The sequence below is a fragment of the Streptosporangium sp. NPDC002524 genome, assembly GCF_040295985.1.
Lineage (GTDB): Bacteria > Actinomycetota > Actinomycetes > Streptosporangiales > Streptosporangiaceae > Streptosporangium.
On the sequence record NZ_JBEOWK010000023.1, the window covers coordinates 34,201 to 59,559 of the forward strand.

Annotated in this window: 20 protein-coding genes and 1 pseudogene; 8 read left to right on the forward strand and 13 right to left on the reverse strand. The window is 72.3% G+C overall.

All coding sequences use genetic code 11. The features are described 5' to 3' along the window. Window positions 1–137: 137 nt before the first annotated feature. The 4 genes from ABT053_RS32340 to ABT053_RS32355 form a co-directional block, all read right to left on the reverse strand. Complete coding sequence (locus ABT053_RS32340; RefSeq protein WP_350974203.1) at window positions 138–1,280, reverse strand: bifunctional WXG100 family type VII secretion target/C40 family peptidase; 1,143 nt, start codon at window positions 1,278–1,280, stop codon at window positions 138–140. After that, the gene (locus tag ABT053_RS32345) at window positions 1,277–1,585 is read right to left on the reverse strand and encodes a hypothetical protein (RefSeq protein ID WP_350974205.1); all 309 of its coding nucleotides are present in this window, start codon (window positions 1,583–1,585) and stop codon (window positions 1,277–1,279) included. The genes ABT053_RS32340 and ABT053_RS32345 overlap by 4 nt, the downstream gene beginning before the upstream one ends. A 173-nt stretch (window positions 1,586–1,758) precedes the next feature. Continuing rightward, the gene (locus ABT053_RS32350) at window positions 1,759–2,166 is read right to left on the reverse strand and encodes a RidA family protein (RefSeq protein WP_350974206.1); all 408 of its coding nucleotides are present in this window, start codon (window positions 2,164–2,166) and stop codon (window positions 1,759–1,761) included. A 160-nt stretch (window positions 2,167–2,326) separates the two neighbouring features. Beyond that, window positions 2,327–3,400, reverse strand: a complete 1,074-nt coding sequence (locus ABT053_RS32355; protein WP_350974208.1) for a CPBP family intramembrane glutamic endopeptidase — start codon at window positions 3,398–3,400, stop codon at window positions 2,327–2,329. A gap of 521 nt (window positions 3,401–3,921) precedes the next feature. Between ABT053_RS32355 and ABT053_RS32360 the strand changes: the two genes are divergently transcribed. Then, window positions 3,922–4,338, forward strand: a complete 417-nt coding sequence (locus ABT053_RS32360) for an SRPBCC family protein (protein ID WP_350974210.1) — start codon at window positions 3,922–3,924, stop codon at window positions 4,336–4,338. A gap of 314 nt (window positions 4,339–4,652) precedes the next feature. Here the strand turns inward: ABT053_RS32360 and ABT053_RS32365 are convergent, their stop codons facing one another. Both ABT053_RS32365 and ABT053_RS32370 read right to left on the reverse strand, forming a co-directional pair. Beyond that, window positions 4,653–5,321 (reverse strand): response regulator, encoded by a 669-nt coding sequence (locus tag ABT053_RS32365; RefSeq protein ID WP_350974212.1) that lies wholly within the window; start codon window positions 5,319–5,321, stop codon window positions 4,653–4,655. Further along, window positions 5,318–6,541: a sensor histidine kinase gene (locus ABT053_RS32370; protein WP_350974214.1), complete on the reverse strand. Its 1,224-nt coding sequence runs from the start codon at window positions 6,539–6,541 to the stop codon at window positions 5,318–5,320. Before ABT053_RS32370 ends, ABT053_RS32365 begins: the two co-directional genes overlap by 4 nt. Window positions 6,542–6,673: 132 nt before the next feature. On the opposite strand from ABT053_RS32370, the gene ABT053_RS32375 reads away from it, so the two are divergent. Both ABT053_RS32375 and ABT053_RS32380 read left to right on the forward strand, forming a co-directional pair. Continuing rightward, on the forward strand, window positions 6,674–7,162 hold the full coding sequence (locus ABT053_RS32375) for a hypothetical protein (protein WP_350974215.1): 489 nt from the start codon (window positions 6,674–6,676) through the stop codon (window positions 7,160–7,162). 482 nt (window positions 7,163–7,644) lie between these two features. Beyond that, window positions 7,645–8,475 (forward strand): NAD(P)H-binding protein, encoded by an 831-nt coding sequence (locus ABT053_RS32380; RefSeq protein ID WP_350974216.1) that lies wholly within the window; start codon window positions 7,645–7,647, stop codon window positions 8,473–8,475. An 85-nt stretch (window positions 8,476–8,560) separates the two neighbouring features. On the opposite strand, the pseudogene ABT053_RS32385 reads toward ABT053_RS32380, so the two are convergent. Together ABT053_RS32385 and ABT053_RS32390 are read right to left on the reverse strand one after the other, a co-directional pair. After that, a pseudogene (locus ABT053_RS32385) lies at window positions 8,561–9,529 on the reverse strand (RNA polymerase sigma factor); the annotation flags it as partial. A gap of 486 nt (window positions 9,530–10,015) precedes the next feature. Further along, window positions 10,016–10,525: a hypothetical protein gene (locus ABT053_RS32390; protein WP_350974218.1), complete on the reverse strand. Its 510-nt coding sequence runs from the start codon at window positions 10,523–10,525 to the stop codon at window positions 10,016–10,018. 278 nt (window positions 10,526–10,803) lie between these two features. Here ABT053_RS32390 and ABT053_RS32395 point away from each other — a divergent pair, with 278 nt between their 5' ends. Together ABT053_RS32395 and ABT053_RS32400 are read left to right on the forward strand one after the other, a co-directional pair. Next, window positions 10,804–12,198 carry a sensor histidine kinase gene (locus ABT053_RS32395; protein WP_350974219.1) on the forward strand — a complete coding sequence of 465 codons (1,395 nt, stop codon included), beginning with the start codon at window positions 10,804–10,806 and terminating at the stop codon, window positions 12,196–12,198. After that, the gene (locus ABT053_RS32400) at window positions 12,189–12,833 is read left to right on the forward strand and encodes a response regulator transcription factor (RefSeq protein ID WP_350974221.1); all 645 of its coding nucleotides are present in this window, start codon (window positions 12,189–12,191) and stop codon (window positions 12,831–12,833) included. Before ABT053_RS32395 ends, ABT053_RS32400 begins: the two co-directional genes overlap by 10 nt. Before the next feature lie 100 nt (window positions 12,834–12,933). Here the strand turns inward: ABT053_RS32400 and ABT053_RS32405 are convergent, their stop codons facing one another. After that, entirely contained in the window at window positions 12,934–14,361 is a 1,428-nt protein-coding gene (locus tag ABT053_RS32405; RefSeq protein WP_350974223.1) for a serine hydrolase domain-containing protein, read from the reverse strand. A gap of 749 nt (window positions 14,362–15,110) precedes the next feature. On the opposite strand from ABT053_RS32405, the gene ABT053_RS32410 reads away from it, so the two are divergent. Continuing rightward, the gene (locus ABT053_RS32410; RefSeq protein ID WP_350974224.1) at window positions 15,111–16,952 is read left to right on the forward strand and encodes a discoidin domain-containing protein; all 1,842 of its coding nucleotides are present in this window, start codon (window positions 15,111–15,113) and stop codon (window positions 16,950–16,952) included. A gap of 162 nt (window positions 16,953–17,114) precedes the next feature. On the opposite strand, the gene ABT053_RS32415 is transcribed toward ABT053_RS32410, so the two are convergent. Further along, window positions 17,115–17,975 (reverse strand): aldo/keto reductase, encoded by an 861-nt coding sequence (locus tag ABT053_RS32415; protein ID WP_350974225.1) that lies wholly within the window; start codon window positions 17,973–17,975, stop codon window positions 17,115–17,117. A gap of 108 nt (window positions 17,976–18,083) precedes the next feature. On the opposite strand from ABT053_RS32415, the gene ABT053_RS32420 reads away from it, so the two are divergent. Then, window positions 18,084–18,983 carry a LysR family transcriptional regulator gene (locus ABT053_RS32420; RefSeq protein WP_350974226.1) on the forward strand — a complete coding sequence of 300 codons (900 nt, stop codon included), beginning with the start codon at window positions 18,084–18,086 and terminating at the stop codon, window positions 18,981–18,983. Window positions 18,984–19,115: 132 nt separating this feature from the next. On the opposite strand, the gene ABT053_RS32425 is transcribed toward ABT053_RS32420, so the two are convergent. Further along, window positions 19,116–21,062, reverse strand: coding sequence for a serine/threonine protein kinase (locus tag ABT053_RS32425; protein WP_350974228.1), 1,947 nt, complete (start codon window positions 21,060–21,062; stop codon window positions 19,116–19,118). Next, entirely contained in the window at window positions 21,059–23,017 is a 1,959-nt protein-coding gene (locus tag ABT053_RS32430) for a serine/threonine protein kinase (protein WP_350974230.1), read from the reverse strand. Before ABT053_RS32430 ends, ABT053_RS32425 begins: the two co-directional genes overlap by 4 nt. A 443-nt stretch (window positions 23,018–23,460) precedes the next feature. Here ABT053_RS32430 and ABT053_RS32435 point away from each other — a divergent pair, with 443 nt between their 5' ends. After that, complete coding sequence (locus ABT053_RS32435) at window positions 23,461–24,366, forward strand: Sco1979 family transcriptional regulator (RefSeq protein WP_350974231.1); 906 nt, start codon at window positions 23,461–23,463, stop codon at window positions 24,364–24,366. Between the two features lie 114 nt (window positions 24,367–24,480). Here the strand turns inward: ABT053_RS32435 and ABT053_RS32440 are convergent, their stop codons facing one another. Next, window positions 24,481–25,155 carry a pyridoxamine 5'-phosphate oxidase family protein gene (locus ABT053_RS32440; RefSeq protein WP_350974233.1) on the reverse strand — a complete coding sequence of 225 codons (675 nt, stop codon included), beginning with the start codon at window positions 25,153–25,155 and terminating at the stop codon, window positions 24,481–24,483. Between the last annotated feature and the right edge of the window lie 204 nt (window positions 25,156–25,359).

A 25,359-nucleotide genomic window follows, 5' to 3' on the forward strand; every position in this document is an offset into this window, starting at 1 on the left:
ACCCTTGTACGGACACGTCGGCGTCGGGCGCCCCTCGTATGGACACCCGGTCGTGCGAGCCCCGAACGCCCAGTGCGAGCCCCGAACGCCCAGTGCGAGCCCCGTACGGACGTTCAGTGCGAGTCCCGTACGGACGCTCAGGTGAAGCGCCGGTAGGTGATGGGGGACGCGCCGACCACCGACTGCATCTTGACGTGGTCGCCCGGCTTCGGGGCCGCGATCATCATTCCGTCGCCCATGTAGACACCGCAGTGGGTCGCCGGGTTGCCGAAGAAGACGATGTCGCCCGGCTGAGGCGGACCGGTGATCGGCTGGCCGCTCGCCTGGTACCCGGCGGCGGTGTTGTCACCGATCTTGATTCCCGCCTCGTTCAGCGAGACGTGCACCAGGCCGCTGCAGTCGAACGCGTTGGGCCCGTCGGCGCCCCAGACGTAGGGCTTGCCGATGTGGCTCCTCGCGGCGGCCACGACATCGGCTCCGGTGCCGTCGCCGGTGACCGTGTACGGGATCGCCTGCCCCCCACCGCCACCTCCGCCGCCCGAGCCGCCACCCGAACCGCTGCCCGAGCCGCCGTCCTGGCCGCCGGACGGCGATCCGCCCCCACCGCCGCCGTTGCCGCCGCCCTGCGAGCCGGGCTCCGTACCGGCGAGTATGGTGCGGATCTCCTCCTCGGGCACCGGCACCCACCGGGTGGTGTGCCCGGGGGCGGGGACGAAGTCCTGGTCGCCCGCGGCCGGGATGGCGGAGAAGAGCGCGGTGTCGCCGAGGTGCTTGTCGAGCTCGCGCCGCGCGGTGGACAGCGCGGTCTCGGCCGCGTCGACGTGCCCCCGCACGCGGGACACCGCCAGCTCGACCTGCTCCTCGATGCCGGGCTTGAGCTGCTCCTCGGTGGCGTGCGGGTTGCGGCGCCGGTACTCCGCCACCCAGGCCAGCAGGTCGCCGCAGACGCGCTCGGCGTTCGACGTCGCCGTCTCGACGGCACCGGCGGCGGTGTCCAGGGAGCCCGCGCAGTCGCCCAGCGCGTCTCGCAGGGAACCGCCCGCCCTGTCGTAGCGCCGCATGTACGCCACGAAGGCGTCGGCGGAGTCGCCCTTCCAGGCGGTGTCCACCTGGTTGACCGCGTTGTTCAGCAGCCTGAACGGCTCGGCGGACGAGCTGACCGCCTTGCGCCACCGGGTGGCGATGGCCCGGATCGCGGCGGGGTCCCCGTCCACCTTCTTCACCAGCGCGGCCAGGGCCTGGCCTCCGGGCAGCGCCGCCACGGCGTTCATGTCGGTCATATGGCGGGAAGGTGGCTCGTGGTGCCCCGCTCGGCCCTGGTCACGTTGTCCTCGATCGTGTCGAGGGCGCGCTCGACGCCGTCGAGACGGCTCTTCACCGTGCCGAGCTCGGTGTCCGCGTACCCTTCGACCCGGCCGATCGCCGCGGCCAGCTCCTGGGCGCCGTCCAGGGTCCCGAAGAGCGACGGGCTAGCGCCGCTCCCGGCGGGGAAGTCGTCGCCGACGGTGGCGAGCCTTCCCCCCTGGGAGTTCACCGTGACGCGTAGCCTGGCCAGCGCCTCGCGATTCAGATCGAGGTTTCCCACCGGAGCCGACTCCCTCCGCGGTCGCCGATGTGGCTCGTTGGCCGGTTGCCTGCCCACCGTCCGGCCATATCCACCAAGAAGTGATCATATCCATCGAACGGCGATCATCGCAGTACAAAAGCGCATTCGTCAGATCGGCCCGCCGATCGCGGCCCGGCGCGCCACCGCGACGCTCAGTCGATGACCGCGGTGGCCTCGACCTCGACCAGGAGATCGGGCTCGCCCAGCGCGGCGACGCCCAGCAGCGTGATCGGCTTGACCGGGTCGATCCCCAGTTTCGCGGCCGCCCGGCCGACCCCCTCGCCGAGCAGGGGCATCTTGTCGGGGCTCCAGTCGACGACGTAGACGGTGAGCTTGGCCACGTCGTCGAAGGAGGCGCCGATCGCGGCCAGCGCGGTGCCGATGTTGAGGTACGCCTGCTCGACCTGGGCGGCGAGGTCGCCCTCGCCCACCTTGCCGCCGTCGGCGTCACGGGCGACCTGTCCGGCGAGGAACACCAGCTTCGATCCGGTGGCGATCGACAGCTGCCGGTAGACCTCGGGCTTCGGCAATCCGTCCGGGTTGACCAGGGTGACGGCCATCGCTGCTCCTTCGTCGTCGTTGTCGTTCCATGAAACTATAACATTGCTATGCAATACAATGACATGGCCACGATGAAGCCCAAGCGGTGTTCGTACAGCTTCCGCGGCTCCTCGACACGTCCCCCTGGCCGTTGGCGATCGGGCCCTGGGCGCCGGGGCCTCAGGGGGAGACGGTCTCGATCCTTCGGCGCCCGGCCATGACGACCACCACGATCGCGTAGAGGCCGAGCTGCACGACCGTGCCCGCCAGGGTCTGCCAGGGGACCGATCCCTGCTTCAGCGCCTCCGACAGGCTCCCGTCGGCTCCGCTGACCCCGAACGCCAGCACGTTGTTGGCCACGTGCAGGGCGATGGCGGCCTCCAGGCCGCCGGTGCGTACCGCGAGCCAGCCCATCAGCGCCCCGAAGGCGAAGACGTCGACGATGCCCCAGTCGACGTAGGCGTGCACCGCGGTGAAGGCGGTGGCGCTCAGCAGGATGCCCGGCCACGGGGTGGAGAGGAAGGCGCCGAACGCCTGGACCAGCCACCCCCGGAAGACGTACTCCTCGGCGGCGGCCTGGAAGGGCACCAGGAACAGGGTGACGGCCAGGGCGGGCAGGAAGCGCTCCCAGCCGATCCAGCCGAACAGGTCGCCGAGGTCCTCCCCGGTGACGACGTAGGCGACGGCGACCGCGCCCTGGCCCAGCGCCACGGCGCCGACCGCCACCGCCGCGCAGCGCGCCATCCACCGCCACCGCAGGCGGCCGGTGACCGAGGAGAGGGTGCCGGGCGGGCGCCGCTGGATCCACGCCACCACGCCGTACACGATCGGCAGGACGGCCGCGATCGCGAGCAGGTTGATCCCCAGGTCGTACACCGGGTCGGTGAAGATCTGCCCGTCGGATCCGCCTGTCCCGACGCCCACGAGCACGCCGAGCGTCGCACCGCCGAGGATGACGGCGAGCCCGGCCAGCATGAGGCCCGCGAGACCCACGGCCGTGCCCAGCAACGGCCGCCACCAGGCGTGCAGGCGGGTGCGCGCCAGCCGGTCGTAGCGGCTGCCGGACGGTGCCGGGACCAGCCAGGGGTCGTGCCGGGGCGGGGGCGGGAAGTGTTCCATGGGCACGCCGGACGCGCCGGGAGCATCGGAGGGGCCGGGAACACCGGGAGCACCGGGAACGCCGAACCGGTGGGGCGGCGGGCCGGGAGGCCGGAGGGGCTCCGCCGCGGGCCGGGGGTCCTGGGGGACGTGCATGGCTTCATTCCGTTCCGATGGGTTCACGGAGTTTACGGGGCCGGAGGTGGGAGGGCGGGACGCGTCTTGTCGGGTTCGGCACTCCGGGGGGATGTGTTCTGTCGGGCTCGGCACCTCCGGGGGTGGGGTGCGGTTTTGTCGGGTTCGATACTCCGGGAGGGCGGGACGCGTCCTGTCAGGTTCGGCACTCAGGGAGAGGGGGACGCGTTTCGCCGGGCTCGATGCTCCGGGAAGGGTGACGCGTCCTGCCGGTTCGATGCTCCTCCTCGGGAATCCCGGCCCTCCTCCTCGCACAACGACACCCGGCGCCGTTCGGTTCCGTGCCGTTCCCCGCCGGGGGCACCACGGGCCCCGGCGGGCGATCCCGGCGGAAACTCCGGCCCGGAGCCCTCGGAACGCGGTTCGACCTGCTGTTTCATGGATGGATCTCGCGAGGCGGGGTAGGTCGTCGATCAACGTCCACGACCGGCCGGCATTCTCCCCGGGGCCGAGACCGGGGTCTCCACACCGGAGGGATCGAGATGAGTGAGTACGAGCGTTCCCGCACGATCGCCGCGCCGCCGGAGGTGGTGTTCGACCGCGCGGGCGACCTGGACAACCTCGACGAGTGGCTCCCGCACGACCTGCACGTACAGCCGGGGGACCTGCCCGCGGTGACGGTGCACGACGACGCCGGCGGGCATGACGCCGCCGGGCAGGACTTCCGCGCGCTGCTGCGCACCGAGCGCGACCAGCTCCGGATGGAGTGGGGCACCCGCGACGACGGCAGCTACGCCGGGTGGCTGCAGGTGGCCGGCATCGGCGACGCCGAGAGCGAGGTGACGATCCACCTGTCCTTCTTCGACGAGACGCACGCCCCGCCGGGCGACGCGGTCGACCGGGCGCTCGGCGACAGCCTGGAGCGCCTCGCCGGTCAGGTCGACCGGCGAGGCGGCTGACCCCCGCCCAAAACGGCCACGGGTGACCCCCGTCTAAAACGGCCACGGGTGACCCCCGTCTAAAACGGCCACGGGCGTGCGACCGGACGGGACCGGCCGCGACTGGACGCGGCCGGTCAGACCGTGCGCGGCCGTACGCGGCCGGGCCGTACACAGCCGTACACAACCGGACGCGGCCGTACGCCGGGCCGGTTCAGCTCCGGTGGACGGAGGCGTGGGCTCCGCGGCCTCCCGCCACGGGTGGCGATGGCCTCGCGCTGGCGGAGCCGGGCCGGGAGCGGGTCGCGGCGGCCTCGCGCAGGCGGAGCCGGGGGCTACCGGCGGGGGTCCTCGCCGGTGGCGAGCCCGGAGCGGTGGGCGATGACGGCCAGCGCCGTGCGGTCCCGCGCGTCGAGCTTGGTCAGGATCCGGCTGACGTAGGTGCGTACGGTGGCCGGGCTGATGAAGAGCGCGGCGGCGATCCTGTCGTTGGTCTCGGCGTGGCCGATGCGGGCCAGGACGGCGAGTTCCCGTTCGGTCAGGGTGGCCAGCCGGGGATCGGGCTCGGGCGCTCTCGGGGCTTTGGCGAGGCGTTCCATGACGCGCCGGGCGATCGCGGGGGAGAGCACGTTCCCGCCTTCCGCGGCCGTACGCACCGCCTTGCGGAGGTCCTCCGACGGCGTGTCCTTGAGGAGGTAACCGGCGGCTCCCAGGGTGACGGCCTCGACGATGTCCTCCTCGTCGTCGAACGTGGTCAGGATCAGCACCCGCGAGCCCGCCAGCGACTCGTCGGCGCGGATGGCCGCGGTCGCCCGGAGCCCGTCCATACCGGGCATGCGGATGTCCATGAGCACGACGTCCGGGCGGAGCTCCCGGACGCGGGAGAGCGCGGCACGCCCGTCCGAGGCCTCGCCGACGACGGTGATGCCCGGGTCGTTCTCGAGGAGCGTCCGCAGCCCCGCGCGCACGAGTTCCTGGTCGTCGACGACGACCACGCCGATCATGACACCCGCTCCAGCGGGAGGACGGCCCGGACCGCGAACCCCGCGCGCTCGCGTCCCGCCGTCAGGGTGCCGCCGAGACTCTCGGCCCGCTCACGCATCCCGGCGATGCCGTGTCCCGGGCCGGTGCCGTGTTCCTGACCGATGTCGTGTCCTGGCTCGACGCCGTGTCCCCGGCCGGTGGCGGTGGCGGTGACGGTGCCGATGGCGTGGCCTGGGCCGTCGTCGACGACGGACAGGCGCAGGAGCGGTCCGTCGTCGAACGCGGTGATGCGGGCGCGGGTGCCGTGGGAGTGCTTGACGATGTTGGTGACCGCCTCCTGGACGATCCTGAACGCGGAGGCGTCCACCGTCGCGGGGAGCTCGGCGGTGACGCGCATCTCGACGTCGATCTCGATTCCGGCGGCTGCCGCCGCCTCGCGGAGTGCGCCGACGCCCGACAGCGAGACGACCGACCTCGCGTCCTCGTCCGGGGTGCGGAGCAGGGCGACGGTCCTGCGCAGCTCGCTCATCGTACGGGTGCTGGTGTCCTTGATCAGGTCGAGGGCCGCCCGCGTCTGCGACTCGTCGTGGCCGAGCGACTCGCGGGCGACGTCGGCGTGCAGGGAGATGACGGAGGTCGTGTGGCCGATCGAGTCGTGCAGGTCCCGGGCGATGGCCAGGCGCTCGGCGTGCAACCGGGCGCCCGCCTCCTGCCGGTACCGCTGGGCGGTGAGCTCGGCGATCCGTCTCGCTCCCGCCTGCGCGTTCCGCCGCGATCTCAGGCTGTCTCCCAGGGCGATCGCCGCGGCCATGAGCAGGATGTGCCCGGCCAGCTCGTAGCCGACGACGTACGAGAAGTCCTGTCCCTCGATCAGGCGGAAGAACACCGAGACCGCGACCACGACGACGGCGGTGACGACGGCGTGGACGAGGCGCCCGAACTCGGCCGCCGAGAACAGCGCCGCGGTGACGGGGACGGCGATCCCGACGGCCGGGTAACCGGCGGCGTAGTAGGCGAACAGTCCCAGGGCGGTGACGGCGAGCACGGTCACCGGGTGGCGTCGCCGGGCGAGCATCAGCGCGCCCAGCCCTGCGGCCCACAGGTGGGCGATCGCGTCCGGGCCCTGCCGCCCTCCCTGGCCGGAGGAGATGACGATCGACACGACGAGCGTGACGCCCGCACCGATCAGGGCGTCGACCGCCCAGGGAGGGAGTCTCCTCCGCGCCCGCTCCTCGATCATGGATTCACCCTACGGCGCCGTCCCGTCGCTCCGCGTCCGTCGGGAGGCGACGCCGGGAGTCGCCTCCCGACGTACCCGGGTCGAGACCGGACACGGATGTGTCGCCTCCGTGGTGCTTCCTAGCGTGAGGCCATGACCTCTCCGAACCCCCGGCCGCGTCGGCCGTCCGTCCCGAGGCGCCCGGTCCTGGGGCTGCCCGTGATCGCCGTGATCGGACTCGCTCTCCTCGCGGCACCCCGGATCGTGCTCCATGACCTGGGCGTCATCCACGAGGGGACGTTCGTGAACCTCCTGTTCGTCATCGTGCCCCCGGTCGTCTGGATCGTGGTCGTCCTCCGGAGACGGGTGCCCAACCCCTTCCTCACCCTCCTCGTCACGGGCCTGTTCTACGGCGTCCTCCTGGCGGTGGGACATCAGGTGCTGTGGGACACCGCCCTCGGCGACGACCCGCCCGCGCTCGGCGGAAACCTGGGCGGCCTCGACCCGGCCGCGCAGTCCGTCATCCTGCGCCTGTTCGCCGCGATCAGCAGTGTCTTCACCGGTGTCATCGTCGGAGCGATCACCGGCCTCGTCGCCTGGGGACTCGGCAAGGCGATTCCCTCCGATTCCCGGACGCCCTGAGAGGGACGCCGTCTTCCCGGTGTCTCGGACGGGGCGCTGTTTTCCCGTTCGTCGTCTTCCCGTTCGTCCCGAACGGGACGCGGCCTTTCCGGTGTCCCGGAACCGGTGTTCGGGAAAGCGCGCGGACCCGTCCTTCTTGCCGGGGCGATGCCCTGTGACGGGGCCGGGGGGCGTGGTGGCGGGAATTAAATCTGAGGCGGTCGGCGGGCCTTCACCGGTACGCTCCCCGGGCATCTTCCCGCCGTCGGCGACGGCCCGCCCGCGTGAGACCGGCACGGAGCCGCGCACGGAACCCGCACGGGTCTACGCACGGAATCAGCACGGCACCACGCGCGGAACCGGCTCGGATCCACGCACGGAACCGGCCCGGAACCGGCGCGGACTCGGCGCGGACTCGGCGCCGCCTCGGTGGGAAACCTCGGGAAGGCTGCGGGAAGGCCGCAGGATGCCGTGGAAGACCGTGAAAGAGGAGAAGAACGCCGTTGACCAGGATCGCCGTTACCGGTGTCACGGGCAATCTCGGACGTCTCGTCATCGAGGATCTGCTCACCAGGATTCCGCCCCGCGATCTCGTCGCGCTCGCCCGCACCCCGGAGAAGGCGGGGGACCTGCCGGGCCGTGGCGTCGAGGTGCGGCACTGCGATCACGACGATGCCGCGTCCGTCGACGGCGCGCTCGCGGGGGTCGACGTCCTGCTCCTGGTGTCCGGGCCGGACATGACGCCCGGGGTCCGCGTGCGGCAGCACCGCACCGTCATCGACGCCGCCGTCCGGGCGGGCGTACGCCGCGTCGTCTACACCAGCGGCGCGGGCGCGGAGGACGGCCAGGGCCCCGTCGCCGACCACACGGCGACGGAGAAGGCGCTCCGCGAGGCGGGGCTCTCCTGCACCGTGTTGCGCAACGCCCTCTACTCCGAGGCGTTCCTGGGGGCCGCGCTGGCCCAGGCGGGGAAGGACGGTGAGATCACCTCCTCCACCGGCGGGCGGCCGCTCAACACCGCGAGGTTCCGTGATCTGGCACTGGCGGCGAGCGCGGCCCTGACCGGCTCCGGGCACGAGAACGCGACCTACGAGTTGCGCGGCCCGCTCTGGACCTACCCGGAGCTCGCCGAGGTCCTCACCCGCGCGCTGGGCAGGCCCGTCGAGCATCGGGAGATCACCGACGCGGAGGCCGGGTGGCTGGGAGGCGTGTTCGCGGCGGTGCGCGCCGGGGCCCTCGCCGAGACCGGCCCCGACCTCGCGCGCCTGCTGGACCGGCCGCCCTCCGGGCTGGAGGAGACGGTCGTGGCTCTCATCGCGCGTACGGCAGGCTGAGCGGCACCGGCGGGCCGGCCCCGAGCCGATCGGGTCGCGGCCCCCGAGCCGATCGGGCCGGGTGCCGGCGGGGCCGGGAGGCCGATCAGGTCAGATAGTCGCGCAGGGCCCGCGAGCGCGAGGGGTGACGCAGCTTCGTCATGGTCTTGGACTCGATCTGCCGGATGCGCTCGCGGGTCACGCCGTAGGCACGCCCGATCTCCTCCAGCGTCTTGGGCCGCCCGTCGCCGAGCCCGAACCGCATCGCCACCACCCCGGCCTCGCGCTCGGACAGCGCCTCCAGGATCGTGTGCAGCTGCTCCTGCAGCAGCGCGGAGGCGACCGCGTCCTCGGGGGTGATCGCCTCGGAGTCCTCGATGAGGTCGCCGAACTCGCTGTCGCCCTCGGTGCCCAGCGGGCTGTGCAGGGAGATCGGCTCCCGTCCGTACCCCTGGACCTCGACGACCCGCTCCGGGGTCATCTCCAGCTCCACGGCGAGCTCCTCGGGGGTGGGCTCACGGCCCAGGTCGGTCGTCATCTGCCGGTGCACGCGCGCCAGCTTGTTGATCACTTCGACCATGTGCACGGGGATGCGGATGGTGCGGGCCTGGTCGGCGAGCGCCCGGGTGATCGCCTGCTTGATCCACCAGGTGGCGTACGTGGAGAACTTGAAACCCTTGGTGTAGTCGAACTTCTCCACGGCGCGGATCAGCCCCAGGTTGCCCTCCTGGATCAGGTCCAGGAACAGCATGCCCCGGCCGGTGTGGCGCTTGGCCAGCGACACCACCAGGCGCAGGTTGGCCTCCAGCAGGTGGTTCTTGGCGCGGTGGCCGTCTTCGGCGAGCCATTCGAGCTCCGCGCGCACGTCGGGCTGGAGCCGGTCGCCCTCGTTGAGCCGCTCGGTGGCGAACAGCCCGGCCTCGATGCGCCTGGCGAGCTCGACCTCCTGCTCGGCGTTGAGGAGGGGGATCCTGCCGATCTGCTTGAGATAGTCCTTGACCGGGTCGGTGCTCGCCCCGACGGTCGCCTCCAGGGCTGCGGGGGCCTCGTCGTCGTCGGTCAGGACGAGCTCTTCTTCCTCAACCTCGACAACCTCAACGGTGCCTTCCACGGTGGCGGCTTCCATGGCGTTCACACCTTCCCCAGGTCTGGTCAGATACAACAACCCGTGCAGTTCAAGGTACGTCCCGCGACGGTGTGCTGCGGCGCCTGGCTCGCCGTCACGTCCTTCGCTGGGAGCGGAGAGCCTCCGCCGCGGGGAGCTCTCGCGAAGGGCGCCGACGTCCCGTCACGCCGCCGAGCGGCCGCCGGGCCGCCTTCCCGGCTGGGAAAGACGGCCCGGCGGATCTTCCGGCGACGCTGCGGGCGTTGCCGCGGTGGTGGGTGTACGGGGGAGGGGGACGGGTCAGGACCTCACCTGACATCACCTGAATCTCGCCTGATCTGGTCTGGCTCTGCCGGATCACGCCTGCTCAAGTCTGATCAGGCTTGTTCGGGCTCGCTCAGGTCTGTTCAGGCCTATTCAGGTCTGTTCAGGCCTATCCAGGTCTGTTCAGCCTGATCAGGCGGGGAAGTCGTTCGGGTTGACGCCGGTCGTCCGGGCGTTGCCGCCCCTGACCGGGTTGAGGGTCAGGGTCCAGATGGTCGAACTGGTCGCGGTCGTGGTGAACCTCAGCTTGCTGGTGAAGCGCTGGTAGGAGGGAGAGCTGGTGAACCTGCCCCGGGAAGTGCTGAACCGGTAGCCGGAGGTGAAGAAGATCGTGTAGGTGCCGTCCCTGACATCGCGGACGGAGGCCGTCGAGCGGGCGCGGATGTAGATGCTGATCGCCTTGGACCTGCCACGGACCAGCGTGACGACGGCGTCCCTGCTGGTCCCGTTCTTGACCTTCAGCGTGCCCCGGCCACCGCTGATGCGGTCGTAGAGGATCCTTCCGTTGCCCGGTCGCGCGGCGGCCTCGGTCGAGGCGACGGCGACGGTTTCCTGGGCCGAGGCGAGCGCGGGGGCGGCGAGGGAGCCGGCCAGCAGAACGGACGCGAGGGCCGCTCCGGCGAGATGACGTAAGTAAATCATTGCGCAAATATGACCAATTCCTGGTTGCCGGTCAAAGCAATTCACGACCGCAGTGACCCTTTGGGCGATTTGTAGGGGTATTTAGGCCCCCGGTCGAGGGCCCGCGCGGTGTTGGGGCTCCAGGTGTCCTCCGGCGCTCCGTTCACCGGTCTCTTCGTCTTCCTCGGTCTTCGGGCTCCCGGGTCCCGGGACAGCCGGAAGCACCGCCCGGTTCCGATGGTCGACGTCGCTTCCCGGCGTTCTTCGGGGGGCGGGGGAAGGTCAATACAATTCGTCTGATGTCGATGACGCCGATGACACCGAGGACGTACGCCGTGCCGCGACCGGTGCCCCGGCTCGCGCGGGCCGGGGTACCGGTCGCGCGGGCCGCCCGGCGCGTCGCGGGTCTGGCCCTGGGGGGCGTGACGGGCGTCGCCGAGCTCGGCTTCCTGTGCGTCGCGGGCGGGCTGTTCGCGGTCCTGGCGGCGTGGCCCGCGGGACGGCGCGCCGCCCGGCGGTTCGCGACGGCGGGAACGGCGCGGCTGGTCGCGCTGGAACGCGCCCGGCTGGCGACGTGGTTCGACCACGACACCGGAGTGCGGTCCGGTCACGGGACCAGCGTGCTGTCCGACCACGAAACGGGAGTGCGGTCCGGCAACGGGACCAGTGTGTGGTCCGGCCACGACACCGGTTCGTGGTCAGGTCGCGGGAGCGGCGGGGGGCCGGTGAGGAGTGGGTACGGGTACCTCTACCTCGCGCTGCGGGCGACGTTCGGCACGTTCGCGAGCTATCTGACCTTCGCGGGTCTCTTCGTCGGCCTGCTGTTCCTCGTCGGCGGCGTCGGGGAGCTGCTCTCCGGCGCGTCGTCCCCGGTCCCGATGCGGTATCCCGGCGTGCGCCTGACGGTCGACAGCGGGCCGGTGGGCACCGCCTACGGGCTGGTCCTGGTGGGACTGTCCGTGCTGTGGGGCGCGGCGACGGTGGCCGCGGAGCGGCGGCTGGCCGCGTACTTCGCCGGTCCCGGGGAGCGGGAGACGATGCGCCGCCGCATCGCGGAGCTGACCGCCACCCGCAGCGGCATCGTGCGAGCCGTTGACGACGAGCGGCGGCGCATCGAACGCGACCTGCACGACGGCGTCCAGCAGAGGGGAGTGGCCCTGGGGATGCTGCTGGGCCGCGCCCGGCACGGCACCGACCCGGCCGCGGTCGCCGCTCTCGTGGACCAGGCGTACGCGGAGTCGCGCCGCCTCCTCGACGAGTTGCGCAGCGTGGCCTGGCGGGTCTACCCGGCCGCGCTGGACGAGCTGGGCCTGCGCGCCGCCCTGGCCGGGGTGGCGGAACGGGCGGGCGTGCCGGTGACCGTCCGCTACGGCCTCGCGGAACGCCCGGTGTCCGAGATCGAGACGGCCGTCTACTTCGTGGCCCGCGAGGCCATCGCCAACGCCGCGAAACACGCGGACGCAGGGGGCGTCCTGGTGGTCCTGAGCGAAGACGAGCGCGCGGTGACCGTGCGGATCTCCGACGACGGCCGGGGCGGCGCCGATCCGTCCGGCGGCGGGCTGTCCGGGCTGGAGCGGCGGGTGCTGGCGCTGGACGGCGCCTTCGAGGTGGACAGTCCCCCCGGTGGCCCGACCAGGATCACGGCGACGCTGCCCCGGGGCGGGTCCGGACACCCGGAGCCGTCATGCGGCTGATCCTCGCCGACGACTCCGTACTGTTCCGCGAGGGACTGGTCCGCCTCCTGGAGGAGGCGGGTCACGAGGTGGTGGCGGCGGTGGGCGACTCCGCGGCGCTGCTCGCGGCCGTGGACGAGCACCGCCCCGACGTGGCGATCGTGGACGTGCGCATGCCGCCGGGCCAGGCGGGCGAGGGGCTGCGGGCCTCGCTGACGATCCGGGAACGCCGGCCGGACGTCGGCGTGCTCGTGCTGTCGCAGTACGTCGAGACGGCCTACGCCGCCCGGTTGCTCGCCGGAACCCCAGAAGGGCTAGGGTACCTGCTCAAGGACCGGGTGACCGAGGTGGGCGAGTTCCTGGAGTCGCTGGAGCGGGTCCGCGCGGGCGGGACGGTCTTCGACCCGGAGGTGGTCCGGCGGCTGCTCGCCCGCACCACCCGCGCCGACCCGCTGAGCAGGCTCACCCGGCGGGAGTCCCAGGTGCTGGAGCAGCTGGCCCAGGGGCTCGTCAACGCCGCGATCGCCGAACGTCTGCACGTGTCGCAGAGCACGGTGGAGAAGCACGTCAACGCGATCTTCGACAAGTTCGGGCTGTCCCGCACCCCCGGCTACAGCCGCCGCGTCCTGGCCATCCTGCGCTACCTGGACGGCTGAGCGGCCCCGCGCTCGCCTTTCCCGGAGCCCCGTCCTGCCGTTTTGGCGGTATGCCCGTCCAGGGACCCGGCCGCGCCACGTCAAGGGGTGCCGGGTCCCCTCACCCGGCGCCACGTGAGGGCGTCCGTACCGGCCGGACGATCCGGATGACGCGGACGAGGGCCACGGCCGCGCAGGCCCCGGTGGCGAGGACGAGCCAGATCATGAAGGACGGGTAGATGTAGGCCACCTGCGTCCAGGTGATGTCCTTCCCCCTGGCCAGCATCCCGAAGACGTCGGTGACGGTCAGGCACAGCACCCCCGGTAGCGCGTACGGCAGCAGCCGCGCCGCCGTGCTCCACGCCGGGCGCCCGGCACGCCGCGCCGCCCACCGGCGGGAACGGGCCAGCCCCCGGCCCGCCAGGAGGAGCGTCACGACGGCGGCCACCGCGATGGCGAGATCGACGACCAGGGTCGGGGGGAACGAGGGCGGCGCCTCGGGCTCCTCTCCTTCGGCCATGGCGACCAGCGCGTCCGCGATGGCGTCGCTGTCGGCGTACGCCGTGCCGGTGTTGGCCATGACCACGACGCCGTACCCCGACCGGGGCAGGAGCGTCTGCTGGGCCGTCGCGGTGAGCAGGTCGCCGCCGTGCCCGACGGTCGGCGAGCCGTTCCTCGTCGTGCCGATCGCCCAGCCCAGGGCGTAGGAGTCGTTGATCTTGGACGGGGTGCGCATCTCCGCGACGCTCGCGGCGGAGACGACGCGGACGCCACCCGGTCCGGCCCCCTCGCCGCTCTGTGTGATCATCCACCGGGCCATGTCCCTCGCGCTGCTGATCACCCCGCCCGAGCCGTTGCCGAATCCGGGGGGCTCGGGAAGGGCGAGCGCGACGCCGAGCAGGTGGAGATGGCCTCCCGCGCTCGGGGGGAGGTCGCGCTCGGTGTCGATCGTGGTGCTGTTCCGCATGCCGAGCGGGCCGAACACGTGCTTCTTCAGGTAACCGGCGAAGGGCATGCCGCTCGCCACCTCGACCAGCCGGGCGGCGACCTGGAAATTGGTGTTGTGGTAGCTCCACCGCGTGCCGGGGTCGGCGGCGAGCTTCGCCCCTCTCAGCCGGGCGACGGCCTCGCGGAGCGAGCCGGGCCGGGGCTGGCTCCTCTCGGGGAAGGTCTCGTCGGCCATGCCCGAGGTCTGGTCCAGCAGCTGGCGGACGGTGACGCGGGCCGCCCGTGGATCGGCCATCGCGAACTCGGGGAGCCGGACGCGCACCGGATCGTCGAGCCCGACCACCCCCTTCTCCACCAGTTGCATGACGGCCAGGGAGGTGAAGGACTTGCTGAGCGACGCGATCGCCATGGGGGTGTCCGCCGTGACGGGCTCACCGGAGGCGGTACGGCCGTAACCGGCGACGTGGACGACCTCGTCCCCCCTGGTGACGGCGACGGCGACCCCCGGCAGGCCGGTCGCCTCCCGGTAGGCGTTCACGAAACGGTCGACCGACGCGGGATCGATCTCCCGGGCGGCGGGACCCGTCCCCGTCGACGACACCGGCGCCGATGACGGTGACGCCGATGGCACCGATGCCGATACCGATGACATCGGCGTCGTGAGTGACGGTGACGCGAACGATGACGACGACGCGGACGAGGCCGTCGTGAAGGGAGCCGTCGCGAACGAGGCCGTCGTCAGGAGGGTCGCCGCGAGCATGACGGCGCGGGCCGTCGGGAGTCCACCGGCGAGGCGTCGCGGGAGCGGGTTGTTTTTGATCTTGAATTCGGGCACCAGTCGACGCTACGAACACCGCCCCGCCAGGACCATTGCGAGATCCCTCCGCGTTCCCCTGCGAAAAACCACAGGTTCTCCGGCGCGAGGGGCTTCGCCGGTCCGTACCCCCGGCCCCCTCGGCGGGAAACCTCCTGGACGTGGAACCCCGGCCGGGGGGAGACCCGGCAACAGGAACTCACCAGACAGCGGAGACCCTCTCGATGGCGGGAAACGAAACATCGGACCGTTCCAGGGAAACGTGTCGGCACGCGGACTCGACCCAGCTCCGCCGCCAGCCCCTGTCACTCTCTGCCGGTCGATCCATCATTCAAAGCCGCACGGCAGGCATATTTTTGCGAAAAGAAGTAGAAACATTGCGGACATCTGTCCGCCATCTTATGGTGTGCACAACGCCGCTCGCCGATCCCCCCGGCGACGGCGGCAGCCTCTCCGCCCCCCACCCGGCTGGATCGCGGTGACCGCACGCCCCGCCGGCCGCGGCGATCCGGCCCCGCGTGACGAAGGGTCAGCCGATGAAGACATCCGACCAATCTGTCAGCCGCCTACGCCATACCGGGCGACGTGCCCAGATCGTCCTCGCGCTCCTGCTGGCCGCCCTGTGCTGGGCCGGAGCCCAGGCGCCGCTCCCGGCGCGCGGCGCGGCCGTCCCCGAGCAGTCTTCCAACGTCCACCTGTTCTACTACTCCTGGTACGGCAACCCCCAGACGAGCGGTGAGTGGCGGCACTGGCAGCAGGGCGGCCACACCCCGCCCAACGACGTGGGCGCCGACCTGTACCCCAGCCTGGGCGCCTACGACTCGGGCGACTACGCGGGCGCCGTCACCAGGCACATGCAGTGGATCAAGCAGGCCGGGGTCGGCGTCATCGTCTACAGCTGGTGGGGCCGCGACAGCTTCGAGGACAGGCTCACCCAGGGCGTGATGGACGCCGCCGCGCAGTACGGCGTCAAGGTCGCCTGGCACCTGGAGCCGTACGGCGGGCGCACGGCGGCCTCCACCGTCGAGGACATCCGCTACATCAACACCCGCTACGGCTCCCATCCGGCCTTCTACCGTGACGCCGAGCACGGCAACCGGGCGGCGTTCTACGTGTTCGAGAGCCTGAGGATCACCGACTGGGCCGTGCTCGACCAGGTCACCGCGGGCAACATCGTGCTCGCCCAGACCACCGACACGTCGAAGATCGCGCACTTCTCCGGCATGTACACCTACGACGGGATCGCCGGAGCCACCGCCCCCGGCTGGGCCAACGCGAGCGCGTACGCCAAGCAGAACAACCTGATCTGGGCGCCCTCGGTGGCCCCCGGCTACATCGACGACCGCGCGGTGCCCGGCAACACCACCCCGACCCTCGGCCGCGCCAACGGCGCCACCTACGACCTGGAGTGGTCCAACGCCCTCGACCCGGCGAAGGGCGGCCTGCCGACCTGGGTCTCCATCACCTCGTTCAACGAGTGGCACGAGGGCAGCTCCATCGAGCCCGCCGACTCCACCCCGCCCGCCGGGTTCGGCTACCAGACGTTCGACGGCGCGTACGGCAGGACGGGTGCCGCCGCCGAGACCGCGTACCTGGACCGGACGAAGTACTGGGCGACGGAGTTCGAGACCCGCAGGGGCGGCGGGACGCGGGACACCCAGCCCCCGACCGCGCCGGGCGCCGCGCGCGCCGTCCCGGCGTCGAGCACGAGCATCACGGTGGGCTGGACCGCGGCCACCGACAACGTCGGGGTGACCGGCTACGACGTCTATCGCGAGGCGGGCGCCACCGACGTCAGGGTGGGCAGCACCGCGGGAACGTCGTTCACCGTCACCGGCCTCACGCCGTCGACCTCCTACGGCTTCTACGTGGTCGCCAGGGACGCCGCGCAGAACACCTCGCCGCCCTCCGGCACGGTGACCGCGACGACCGGGCCCCCGCCCGGGTGCTCCCCGGGCACCGGCGACCTGGCCAGGAGCAAGTCGATCACCGCGAGCAGCACCACGCAGAACTACGTGGCGGCCAACGCCGTCGACGGCAACGCCAACACCTACTGGGAGAGCGCCAACAACGCCTTCCCCCAGTCGATCACCGTTGACCTCTGCGCGCAGGCCACCGTCGGGCGCGTGGTGCTGAAGCTGCCGCCGTCCGGCGCCTGGGGCACGCGCACCCAGACGCTCTCGGTGCTCGGCTCGTCCAACGGCACGACCTTCGACACCCTCGTGTCGTCGCGCGGCCTCACCTTCAACCCGGCCACCGGCAACACCGCGACCGTCACCTTCCCGGCGACGTCGAAGAGGTACGTGCGGGTGAACATCACCGGCAACACCGGCTGGCCCGCCGGGCAGCTCTCCTCGTTCGAGGTCTACTCCTCCTAGGCACTCTCCTCGCGAAAGGCCGTACCGGCACCGAAACGGTGCCGGTACGGCCGGAGCGCGCCCTGCCGGGGCGCATCACGATCAGGCCGCGCGCCGATCAGGCCGCGTACGAGATCAGGCCATGCGCGATCAGGCCGCGTCGAGGTCGGGAGGCGTGCGAGGTCAGGCCGCGTCGAGGCGGGCCAGTTCCTCGGCCGACAGCTTCACGTCGACCGCGCCGGCCGAGTCGCGGATGGTCTCCGGGCGCGAGGAGCCCGGGATCGGGATCACCACCGGCGCCTTGGCGAGCATCCACGCCAGGCACACCCGCTGCGGGCTCACCCCGTGGGACTCGGCGACGTCCGCGAACACGGCGAACCGCGAGCCCAGCTCACCGGCCTGCGAGATCCCGCCCAGCGGGCTCCACGGCAGGAACGCGATCCCCAGCTCCGCGCACAGCTCCAGCTCGGGCTCGCTGGAGCGGAACGACGGCGAGAACTGGTTCTGCACGCTCACCAGCCGCCCGCCGAGGATCTCGTTGGCGAGCCGGATCTGGTCGGGGTCGGCGTTCGAGACGCCCGCGAAACGGATCTTGCCCGCGTCCAGCAGGTCGCGGATCGCGCCGACCGACTCCGCGTACGGGACCTTCGGGTCGGGACGGTGGAACTGGTAGAGGCCGATGGCCTCGACGCCGAGGCGGGCGAGCGACGCGTCGCAGGCCTTCTTCAGGTGGTCCGGCGAGCCGTCCAGGGTCCACGAGCCGTCGCCGGGGCGTACGTGGCCGCCCTTCGTGGCGATCAGCACGTCGGACGTGTCGCCGCCGAAGCTGGCGACCGCGCGGGCGATCAGGGACTCGTTGTGGCCGACCTCGTCCGCGCCCACGTGATAGGCGTCCGCGGTGTCGATCAGCGTCACGCCCGCCTCCAGCGCGGCGTGGATCGCCGCGACCGAACGCTGCTCGTCGGGGCGCCCCTCGATCGACATCGGCATGCCGCCGAGACCGATCGCACTGACCTGGACGTCGCCGATGCGGCGTGTCTGCATGGGAGTTCCTCCTCGGAGATCGGTTGGTACAGCTTTCACCCTCTCCTGCCCCGATTAAGCTGTCCAATAGAAGAAACTGATTCCTTTAAGCAATCCTGGTGATGAATCGTGGAGCTACGGCAGCTGGAGTACTTCGTCGCCGTCGCCGAGGAGTGCCACTTCACGCGGGCGGCGAACCGGCTGCGCGTCGCCCAGTCCGGCCTGTCGGCCTCGATCCGCTCGCTGGAGCGCGAGCTGGGCGCCTCGCTGTTCCTGCGCAGCACCCGGCAGGTCGAGCTCACCCCCGCCGGGAGGGCGCTGCTGGTCGAGGCCCGGCGGGCGCTGTCGGCGACCGACGCGGCCAGGGACGCCGTCGCGGCGGTGCGGGGGCTGCTCCGCGGCAGCCTGGCCATCGGCTCGCTGCAGTGCCTGCACGCGGTGCACCTGGCGGCCGTGCTCGCCCGCTTCCTGGCCGCGTACCCCGGCCTGGAGATCCGGCTGCGCCAGGGGGGATCCGGCGAGCTGATCGAGCAGGTGCGCGCCGGGCGGCTGGACCTGGCGTTCGTCTCCCGCCCGGCCCGGTGCCCCGACGACGTCGTGGTCGGGCCGCTCGCGGACGAGCCGCTCGTGCTCGCCTGCGCGCCCGGCCATCCGTTCGCGGGACGGGAGAAGGTGGGGCTCCCGGAGCTGGGGGCGGAGCGGTTCGTGGACTTCCAGCCGGACTGGGGCACCCGGGACCTGGTCGACGACGTGTTCGCCGCCGCGGGCGTCGAGCGCCGCGTCTCGCTGGAGGTGAACGACGTGCACTCGCTGCTCGACCTGGTCACCTTCGGGCTCGGCGTCGCGCTCGTGCCGCGGTCCTTCGCGGTCAAGACCGACCGGGTGCGCTTCGTCGGGCTCGCCGGGGCCGTACCGGCCTGGGAGACCGTCACCGTGACGGGCGACCCGACGAGCGCGGCGGCGGCCGCGCTGCTGCGCGAGGTCCACGAGGCGAGGAACGGCCGGATCGCGCCGGAGCCCGTCGTCTGAGCATCCGGCGTCGTCTGAGCGTCCGGACCCCGTCGTCTGAGCGTCCGGAGCCCGTCGCCTGGGCGTGTGGCACGGGCCCGCTCACCTGGACGTGGACACGGACCGGTTCACCTGGGCGTGTACTACGAGGCTTCACCTGGGCGTGTAGTAGAGACCGATCTTGCCCAGTTCCGCGGCGGGGCCGTCCGCGAGGACGCGCACGACCTTCCCGTCCAGGTCCAGCATGACGACCTTCGTGGTCTTCCCCTCGGTCACGGTGCCGAGGAAGTGGCGGTCCCCCAGCCACCCGTTGAAGGCCAGCCCCTTCCTTATCGGGACGACGGCCTTGCGCGCCGCCGTGGTGGCGTCCCACACGCAGACGTCCTGGGGCCTCTCGTGGCAGCGGGTCGTGAAGACCGTGCCGAGTGAGGTGGCCCTGACGTCGTCCCTGACCAGCTCGCCCGCCTTCGGGACCGTCCGCAGCGGCGTGCCGTCCAGGCGGTAGAAGCTGACCGTCCCGTCCGGCCCGGAGTGGAGGACCGAGGCCGAGTCGGCGCCCCAGACGTAGTCGGAGCGGTGCTCGTCGTCCGCTACCCGGGTGACGCGGGCGGTGCGCGAGGCCACGTCCACGATCACGAAGCCCCTGGTGCGCTGCTCCTCCCCGAGCCCCTCGTAGATCGTCAGCAGGACCCTCGTCCCGTCCCGGTCCCAGTGGGGACTGAAGGTCGTCAGCGGGGTGTCGACGGTCCTGATCCGGCTCTCCGGCCCGCCTGCCGGATCCACCACCCTGACCAGGTCGAACGCCTCCTGCGGGGGCTTGTAGTCCGGGTTGACGGCGACGCGCGCTCCCCCCGGCGCGGCCACGGCGGTCATGAACGTCCCCAGGAACCCGAACTCCGCGGGATCGCCCCGCCGGAGGTAGACGGGGGCTCCGGTCGCCTTCTCGCGCCCGTCCCGGTAGGTCGTGACCCGCTCCGGGTCCGCGGGGTTCTCCCGCAGGGTGACCTTCGTCCCCGGGATCGGCAGGTCGGTCGTGGAGGTGGTGGGCATCGTGCCGATCGCCGGTCTCGCGGGCGCGGAGGGGGTGCCCGCCGTGCCGCCCGCGCCCCCCTTCGGGGGCTCCTCCGTCCCGGCCGCCCGGACCGCGAGGACCGCGGCACCGGAGGCCGCCGCGAGCGCGAGCGCCGCGAGGGCGGCGACCACCGGGCGCGAGGGGCGCCGCCGCGACGGCGGGGGAGCGGCCTGCTTGCGGCCCTCGCCGAGCACCTCCTGCCCCGCCCCGTACGACGGCCGCTCCGCCGGATGGCCCAGCAGCCGCAGCAGCACCGGCATGGCCGCCGGACGCGCCCGCGGATCCTTGGCCAGGCACTCGCCCACCAGCTCGCGCAGCTCGTCGTCCAGGGAACCGAGCACGGGCTCGGCGTTCAGGATCCGGTGGATCACCGCGGGCACCGGGCCGGTCCCGAAGGGCGGCTCCCCCGTCGCGGCGCACACCACCGTCGACGCCCACGCGAACAGGTCGGCCGCCGACCCCGCCTCGCGCCCGTCGAACTGCTCGGGCGCCATGTACGGAGGGGTGCCGACGAGGTGGTCGGCGGCCGTCACCGTGGCGTCCAGCGCGCGGGAGATGCCGAAGTCGATCACCCGGGGGCCGTCGCGGGCGAGCAGCACGTTCGCGGGCTTGAAGTCGCGGTGCACGACGCCCGCCCGGTGGATGGCGGCCAGCGCGGTGACGGTCCCGACCGCCAGCCTGCGCAGCTCGGCCCCGCGCAGCGGCCCCCGCTCGTCGATGACCTGGGCGAGGCTGGGCCCGTCGACGTACTCGCTGACGATGTACGGCATGCCGCCGGCCTCGCCGTGCTCCAGCACCTGCGCGGTGCAGAAGGCCTCCACCCGGCGGGCCAGCTCGATCTCGCGGTGGAAGCGCGCCAGGGCCTGCTCGCCGCCGCCCCTGCCGAGCACCTTCACCGCGACCCGCGCCCCGGCGGGGGACTCCGCCAGGTACACCGTCCCCTGCCCGCCGCGGCCGATCCTGCCGGTGATCCGGTGTGGCCCGATCCGGTCGGGATCGCCGGGAGCCGGGGGCAGGACCCTGGTCACCCGGCCGCCGCGGCGGTGAAGCTCAAAAAGGCCGTGTCACCCTTTTTCAGGTCGGCGAGGACCCGGACGGACTTGCCGTACAGGTCGAACACCTCGATCTTGGAACCCTTCTTGACGGGATTCTGGAGGAGCAGGTGGTTGTTGTTGAACCAGCCCACGAACCGGGTGTTCTCCCCGATGCCGAGCGTGTAGCGCCGGTTGCCGCTCACCGAGTCCCACACGCACACGGTGTCCCCCTTGGGACACACCGTGGCGAAGAGCGCGCCCGAGGGGGAGAACCAGCCGGTGCTACGCGGCTGGCCGACCCAGTGCATCGTCCGGATGGCCTGCCCGTTCGGGCCGTAGAAGTCGACCCCGTAGCCCTTGCCGTCGTAGTACCCCCGCGCGACCGAGCCGTCCGGCGCGAACGTGGCGGGAAAGGTGTCGGAGCCGACGGACTCGGTGCGCACGTAGGTGGCCCTGCGCGCCGCCACGTCCACCACCACGAACCCGTCGGACTGCTCCTTGTCCGGATTCCGTACCGACAGCAGGACTTTGGAACCGTCCTGCGACCACACCGGGTTGTGCCCCTCCAGCGGCCGCTCGACGGTCCGCACGTCGAACTGGGAGCCGGTCCCCAGGTCCTGGATCCTCACGTAGTCGAAGGACGACTCGGCGAACTTCCCGAACGGGTTCAGCGCCACCTTGTCGCCCCGCGGTGACAGCACCGGCTGCAGGGCGCTGGCCACCTGCTTGAAGGTCTCCTTGCCCCGCTCCCTGGCGAACGTGGCGAAGGGCGCCTTGACGTGCAGGTAGGAGCCCAGCTTGACCGGGTCCTTCGGGCTCTCGTGCAGGGTGATGCCCGTCCCCGGCAGCTCGACGTCCTCGGTGGTCTTCTCCACCGACTCCCAGGGTGCCGTGGTCACGTTCGGGCTGAGCTGGGGCTGGGGGGTGAAGGCCGGGGCGAGCGCGCCCTGCGCGGTGCTCGGGGTCGGGCGCGGAGCCGCCGCGGGCCCCTGGTCCCCCGACACCGCCAGGTAGACCGCGCCACCGGAGACGAGGGCGACGGCGAGCGCGCCCGCGACCAGCAGCGCGGGACGGGCACGCGTCCGGAGCGGCCGGGTGGAGGGAGTGCCGGGTTCTGAGGACGCTGACAGGGCGGCGGGCACCTGGTCGGAGGTGAGGAACCCGCCGACCAGGCGGAGCAGGGTGTCGCTCGCGGTCGGCCGCCGCGCGGGGTCCTTGGCCAGACAGGCCGTGACCAGGCCGCGCAGTTCGCCGGGGAGCGCGCCGAGGTCGGGCTCGTCGTTGACGATGCGGTTCACCGTGCCCGACATCGTCCCGGCGTCGAAGGGGGAGCGGCCCGACGCGGCGAAGACCACGGTCGCCCCCCACGAGAACAGGTCCCCCTCGGGCCCGGGGGAGGTGCCCATCAGCCTCTCCGGGGAGCTGTAGGCGGGGACGTCGACCTTGCGGGTCGTGCTGGACGCGGTCGCCTCCAGCGCCCGCGCCATGCCGAGGTCGATCACCCGCGGCCCGTCGGGGCCGAACACCACGGCGTCGGGACGCAGGTCGCCGTGGACCGTACCCGCCTGGTGCAGGGCGACCAGGGCGGTCATTGTCCCGACGGCGAGCCGGTGCAGCGCGGCCGCGCCCAGGACGCCCTCGGAGACCACCGTCTCCCGCAGCGTGGGGCCGTCGACGTACTCGCTCACGATGTACGGCCTGTCGCCGTCCGTCCCGCCGTCCAGCCCGCTGTCCAGGACCTGCGCCGTGCAGAAGGCGGGGATCTCCCGCAGCGGCTCCATCGCCTCCCGGAACCGCCCGGGGCTCACGTCCGCGGGGAGCAGGCGCACGACCACCCGGTCTCCCGAGGGTGCCGTGGCGAGATACACGTCCTCCCCGAGCCGCCCCACGACCTGGTACTCGCCCACGCGTTCGGGATCTCCGACCCGTACGGGGTCGATATCGGGCATGGTCTGGCTTCCTCTCCGAGGAGTCCATTCGAGATCACCAATTATGAAGATTTACTCGCCTAAAGTGGAGAACTCTGGAGAAGAGATGCAGACTTCTCCGGGCGCCGCGCCCACGCGGCGTGGCGGGATCCGGCGCGGGGGCGGCGGAAACCGGCGTGAACGCGGTCCGTCCGGCGTGGGTGCGCGGGTGCGTGGGTGCGCGGCGACACGGGGAACGCGCAGGGACATGGAAAGACGCAGAGGAACACAGAGGGACACAGAGGGACACAGAAGGACGCCGATAGACACGGAAGAACGCGGAGGGGCGCGGAGGGGTGCGGAGGGGTGCGGAGAGATCCGCCGCGAGCTCGCCGCGCGGAGTCCGTGTCTCACTGCGGTGAACCACCCGGACGTGAAAGGCTTGAACACTCACAGGCCGGCCGGTCGCGTTGAAGGGAGCGAACTTGCGCGTTGTTCGGGCGACGAGCGAACAAGCCGAGGGTCACAGCCCGGACCACCGGCAGGCCGGGCCCACCGTGGTCCGCATGCTGGTCGGCGCGCAGCTCCGGAAGCTGCGCGAGGACGGCCACATCACGCGCGAGGAGGCCGGGGAGGCGATCCGCGCGTCACACTCCAAGATCAGCCGTCTGGAGCTGGGGCGGACCGGCTTCAAGCAGCGCGACGTGGCCGACCTCCTCACCCTCTACGGGGTCGTCGCCGAGGACGAGCGCGCCCCGCTGCTCGCCCTGGCCGCGGAGGCCAACAGGCCCGGCTGGTGGCACGCCTACGGCGACGTGGTCCCCTCCTGGTTCGACGCCTACCTCGGGCTGGAACAGGCCGCCTCTCTCATCCGCGGCTACGAGGTCCAGTTCGTCCCCGAGCTGCTGCAGACCGAGGACTACGCCCGCGCCCTCATCCGGCCCGCCTGCCCGGGCGCCCCGGAGTCCGAGGTCGAGCGCCGCGTCGCCCTGCGGATGGAGCGCCAGCGGCTCCTCACCCGGCGGGAGCCCGCCACGCTCTGGAGCGTCGTCGACGAGGCGGTGCTGCACCGCCCCGTCGGGGGGCCCGAGGTGCTGCGCGCCCAGCTCCGGCACCTCACGGAGATCGCCGAGCTCGGCCACGTCACCCTCCAGGTCATGCCGTTCAGCGCCGGAGAGGCCGCCGCGGCGACGGGCCCCGCGACGCTCCTGCGCTTCCCCGAGGGCGAGCTGCCCGACGTCGTCTATCTCGAACAGCTCACCGGCGCCATCTACCTGGAGAAGCTCGCCGACGTCGAGCGCTACTGGCACGTCATGAACCGCCTGGGCATCGAGGCCGAGCAACCGGTCGCGACGAAGGACCTCCTGCGCCGCGTCCTCAAGAACACCTGAGACCCTCGACACCTGAGACCTCGGCGGGACTTCCGGCGGAGCTTTCGGCGGGGCTTCCGGCGGGGCTTCCGGTGCGGCGGTACGGAGGAGACCGTCCCGGAGGCCCCGCGACGATCAGGGGTCGCGCCGGATGCGACGGCCGGTGACCTCGGTGGCGGCGATCCTCACGTACAGCTCCCGCTCGCCTCCCGCCCACGGCCGGACGCCCAGCGCCGCCAGGGCGGCCCGGTCCTCCTCCGAGGAGACGTGGTGGATCCCGCCGCGCACCAGCACGCTCCAGCCCTCGCGGCCGGCGTCGTCGATCCGGTCGACCTCGAAGGCCACCTTGGACTCGACCCCCTGGACCCCGGTGCGCAGGGCGTCGTCGAGCGGGCCGCCGAAAGCGGTGCGGAAGATCACCGAGCTGCCGTGCAGGGCGTAGTTGACCGGCAGGATCACCGGCCCGTCGATCTCCTCGAAGGCGATCCGCCCCACCCCGCCGGGGGTGATGAGCCGCAGGCACTCGTCCCGGTCCAGCTTCTCCATCTGGGGTCTGGAGCCCGGCCGGCCCCGGCCGGGAAACAGGTCGGCGTTCCCGCCTAGAAGGTCCTCGGGCCTGGTGTCCAGGGCGGTGGCCACGCGGTTCACGGTGCCGGTGTTCGGCGAGGCCACGGCGTCCTCCAGGTAGGCGAGGTAGCCCGGATCGATCCCGGCCCGCCTCGCCAGCTCGTCCCGGGTGAGACCGAGGTCCTCGCGCCGCCTGGCTATCCGGCGGCCGAGGTCGCCCGGGGCCGATACGCGTCCAGTCATGGGATTCTCCAGCTGAGAAGATCGATGTCGCTGCGAGTCCGGGGCTCCTCCGGCTCCGCGTCCCCCGATCGGCATCACCTGAGGCCTCCCCGCAGTCGCGCGCCCCTAATCCGGGTGGCAGAGGGCCCGCCTCGCGGCCTCACCTGGCGGGGCCCCGCCGCCCCCGGCACGCGCGGGGTGGCGCGGCGTCTACGATGGACCTCC

What these genes read in the sequence shown, in the direction of transcription:
- ABT053_RS32340 (WP_350974203.1), bottom strand. Translation starts at nt 1,280, where the DNA reads ATGACCGACATGAACGCCGTGGCGGCGCTGCCCGGAGGCCAGGCCCTG.
- ABT053_RS32350 (WP_350974206.1), bottom strand. Translation starts at nt 2,166, where the DNA reads ATGGCCGTCACCCTGGTCAACCCGGACGGATTGCCGAAGCCCGAGGTC.
- ABT053_RS32355 (WP_350974208.1), bottom strand. Translation starts at nt 3,400, where the DNA reads ATGCACGTCCCCCAGGACCCCCGGCCCGCGGCGGAGCCCCTCCGGCCT.
- ABT053_RS32360 (WP_350974210.1), top strand. Translation starts at nt 3,922, where the DNA reads ATGAGTGAGTACGAGCGTTCCCGCACGATCGCCGCGCCGCCGGAGGTG.
- ABT053_RS32365 (WP_350974212.1), bottom strand. Translation starts at nt 5,321, where the DNA reads ATGATCGGCGTGGTCGTCGTCGACGACCAGGAACTCGTGCGCGCGGGG.
- ABT053_RS32370 (WP_350974214.1), bottom strand. Translation starts at nt 6,541, where the DNA reads ATGATCGAGGAGCGGGCGCGGAGGAGACTCCCTCCCTGGGCGGTCGAC.
- ABT053_RS32375 (WP_350974215.1), top strand. Translation starts at nt 6,674, where the DNA reads ATGACCTCTCCGAACCCCCGGCCGCGTCGGCCGTCCGTCCCGAGGCGC.
- ABT053_RS32390 (WP_350974218.1), bottom strand. Translation starts at nt 10,525, where the DNA reads ATGATTTACTTACGTCATCTCGCCGGAGCGGCCCTCGCGTCCGTTCTG.
- ABT053_RS32395 (WP_350974219.1), top strand. Translation starts at nt 10,804, where the DNA reads ATGTCGATGACGCCGATGACACCGAGGACGTACGCCGTGCCGCGACCG.
- ABT053_RS32400 (WP_350974221.1), top strand. Translation starts at nt 12,189, where the DNA reads ATGCGGCTGATCCTCGCCGACGACTCCGTACTGTTCCGCGAGGGACTG.
- ABT053_RS32410 (WP_350974224.1), top strand. Translation starts at nt 15,111, where the DNA reads ATGAAGACATCCGACCAATCTGTCAGCCGCCTACGCCATACCGGGCGA.
- ABT053_RS32415 (WP_350974225.1), bottom strand. Translation starts at nt 17,975, where the DNA reads ATGCAGACACGCCGCATCGGCGACGTCCAGGTCAGTGCGATCGGTCTC.
- ABT053_RS32430 (WP_350974230.1), bottom strand. Translation starts at nt 23,017, where the DNA reads ATGCCCGATATCGACCCCGTACGGGTCGGAGATCCCGAACGCGTGGGC.
- ABT053_RS32440 (WP_350974233.1), bottom strand. Translation starts at nt 25,155, where the DNA reads ATGACTGGACGCGTATCGGCCCCGGGCGACCTCGGCCGCCGGATAGCC.